Below are 3076 nucleotides of genomic sequence, written 5' to 3'. Positions count from 1 at the left end.
ATTCTTTATCATTAATAAAATCAAATTTATCAAATTTCATAATTTTAGATTCCTATAATTTCTATTTTAAATATATTTTATAGGAATTTTAAAATAACTAGGTTATGTAAGAAGTCTATTGAAGTTTTTCATATTCCTGGTCATACCGCAGGAACTCAAATGTTAAGAATTAAAGCGCTAAATTTAGTGACAACTGGTGCTGGTTTAATGCCTGATAAAACAAGTCCTGGTTATACCGGAGCTATGTGTAATGATAATTACTTTATTACTGAATTACGTCGCATTACTAATTTAGATGCAAAATGGCATGTGTTACCTGGGCATAATAAACCATTTCGAATGGCCCATGCTCTTGCTGAAAAAGTAATTACAGTAGAAGAAAATGAATAAATTTCTAAAAGGGGAAAAGAAAAAGTAGAATGATTCTACTTTTTCTTTTCCCCTTTATTTAAGAAAACATTATTCTTGTGAGTAATGCATTACATAAGTGTTAAAATATAAATCTTGTGGTTCAAAACCTAGTTTTTGATACCAAGCAACTTGGTTATCTGGTACCACAATACCAACAGTTTGGTAATTTGCTTTTTTTGCTTGGTGTAATAAATGCATTAACATTTTCTTTTTATTTTCAGAATTATCATCATTGTCAGTAATTCTAATTACAGCGATTGTTGCTTCAAAAAAGAGAATCCCAGTTGTCATTGGTGTTTCATCTTTAGTTAAGGTTACAGCATAGCAAAGATTGTTAACTTGATTTAATGTAGGATTAGGTTGTGAAGTTGGTAAATCTTTTAATGGTAAATCAGCATCACTAATAATTTTAAGGTTTGTTGTAGTTATTAATTTGGGTTTTTTTTCTTTGCAAAACATTGTTAGATCAGTTATCGGATTAAATTTTTCGTTTTTCAATAATTCACTTTTTGCGGTAAAAGTTTTTAAATCAATCATCATTCCAATTCCAGTTTGCAAATATGTTAAACCATTTTTTTCAAAAAATGAACGTTCTGCTTGGTTATTATCAACTGTAATTGTACACCAAATAAATGGTGTTTTTTCTGAATAATATTCATCAATAATTTCACCAGCTTTTGCAAATTGTTCTGATGTTGCTAGATGCGAACTAATAACACCATTAATACTATTTTTTAATTGACGAGTATCAATTTGATAAAAGAAATTGTTACTATCAAGTTTATTTTGTTGTTGTTCATTATCATGCTTTGGATCAACAGTATAATTAATATAATTTACAACCAACTGGTTTATTTTTTCACTATTAAAATTAAACATTTTGAATCCTCCTTTTACTTAGTTATAATTTTATCACTTTTTGGTGTTAGAAGAAAAAAATTTTAAAAAATAGATTTAAATTTAGTAAAATAGTAAGGAAATTATGAAAAATAAAATAATAATGCCTACTTGTACTTTACCTAAAAAATGACTAAAATATATATTATGTGATTTGATGTTAAAGGAGTTATACAATGTTCAAGTGAAATCCTCGCGTCCATTTTTATTTACGTTTGGGAGCTTTAATTATTTTAAGTTTATTTTTATTGCTTGATTTAATCATGGCAATTTATTATCCACAACCAAAATTTGCACACTTAGGTTATGGTGAAAGAATTTCTAATTATTATTCGTTTTTTACAACGCAAACAAATTATATTGTTGCTCTATATTTTTTCTTATATTTGTTTGAATCAAAATTTAAAAATACAAAACCACACTATGTGATTCAATTAGCAGTTACAACGTACATTACAATTACAATGTTAGTTTTTTGAGTTGGTATTGTTGGTCAAAAAGATCAAGCAGCACAATATCGTCCTTATCACTGAGTGGCAACAGTTATTTTACATTTAGTGATGCCAGTTATAATGATTATAAGTTATGTTTTAACAGCTGGTGATCATTATTATCATTATGAAGAACATCACAAAAAGTATTTATGATTAATTATGTTATATATGGTAGCATATTTAACAATCATTTTAATACGAGGAACTTATCGACATTTAGATGGCAAAGAGCCTAGAACTCTTTTTCCATACTTTTTCTTAAATTATTTTGAACCTGGTGGTGATTTTATGGTTGCCACAGCATTAGTAGTAATTTGTGTTGTTGCAGTTTCATTACAATATTTTTATATTTTCATTAATAATTTATTGTACTTCCGTTATTATCGAAACAAAAATGTTAAGATTGTTCCAATTCAATATGTGATGAAAACTAATAAGGTTACCATCACTGGTTTTATTATAGGAATTATTGTTTTAGTCTTTAATATTATCATTGATATTATTGTTCTTGATATGGCACTTATTTATGATAATTTTTTTCCTCAGCAAAGTTCTAATATTAAATCCATGATAAGATATGATTTTATTGAGCATTATAACATTGATAGTCGGGTTTTAATTGCCTTTATTTGTATTGCAATTTTTGCTTTAATTGGTTTTATTTTTTGCTTTATTTTTGCTTTAAAAGGTAAAATTGGAGCACGACTAGCTGGTGCTTTATTAATGATTACTTTAATGTTCTTTACTTGAATTTGAATTATTGGTCCGGTCTTTTGTTTGACTGTCGGCTTAATTTTGTTTAATGGTCGTGAAAAAGTAACAGAGATTACACTAGTTGAAGTTCATAACCTTCGTCGACTAAAAAAAGCAGCTAAGGCACAAAAGAAAGTTAAGAAATAAGTTAAATTAAAAATAGTGTTGTTATTCACAACACCATTTTTAATTTAATAATTAAGCAACATTATAATTCATTGCTTTTTTTTCTTTTTGCAAAACTAGTAATAAAACAAAACCACTAATTGCTGCGAATAAACCAATTGCAGTAATAATTGCTAAACTAATTTGGTTAGCTAGTTTATTAAAGATAGCCGGCTTCGGTTCCATAATTTTTTAACAATAGAGAATCAATTTGTCAAAATCAAGCATCGGGGGAAAAAGCAATAAATAGACTTCTTGCATAACCTAGTTATTTTAAAATTCCTATAAAATATATTTAAAATAGAAATTATAGGAATCTAAAATTATGAAATTTGATAAATTTGATTTTATTAATA

At 26.6% G+C, this 3076-nt stretch carries 4 protein-coding genes; 2 read left to right on the top strand and 2 right to left on the bottom strand.

Annotation, left to right across the window (positions count from 1 at the left end):
• The first annotated feature begins 159 nt into the window (after window positions 1–159).
• A complete protein-coding gene (locus EHV01_RS04315) occupies window positions 160–390 on the top strand; it encodes a hypothetical protein (protein WP_422066362.1) in 231 nt (76 codons plus the stop codon).
• 69 nt (window positions 391–459) lie between these two features.
• Here the strand turns inward: EHV01_RS04315 and EHV01_RS04310 are convergent, their stop codons facing one another.
• Complete coding sequence (locus EHV01_RS04310; RefSeq protein WP_400249429.1) at window positions 460–1290, bottom strand: hypothetical protein; 831 nt, start codon at window positions 1288–1290, stop codon at window positions 460–462.
• Between the two features lie 194 nt (window positions 1291–1484).
• On the opposite strand from EHV01_RS04310, the gene EHV01_RS04305 reads away from it, so the two are divergent.
• Entirely contained in the window at window positions 1485–2702 is a 1218-nt protein-coding gene (locus EHV01_RS04305) for a hypothetical protein (protein ID WP_422066361.1), read from the top strand.
• A gap of 51 nt (window positions 2703–2753) precedes the next feature.
• Here the strand turns inward: EHV01_RS04305 and EHV01_RS04300 are convergent, their stop codons facing one another.
• The gene (locus tag EHV01_RS04300; protein ID WP_422066360.1) at window positions 2754–2906 is read right to left on the bottom strand and encodes a hypothetical protein; all 153 of its coding nucleotides are present in this window, start codon (window positions 2904–2906) and stop codon (window positions 2754–2756) included.
• Between the last annotated feature and the right edge of the window lie 170 nt (window positions 2907–3076).

This window comes from Spiroplasma sp. hy2 (genome assembly GCF_044714365.1).
GTDB lineage: Bacteria > Bacillota_I > Bacilli_A > Mycoplasmatales > Mycoplasmataceae > Spiroplasma > Spiroplasma phoeniceum.
The sequence above is the reverse complement of the archived record's forward strand: the minus strand, read 5'-3'. Positions and strand labels throughout refer to the sequence as shown.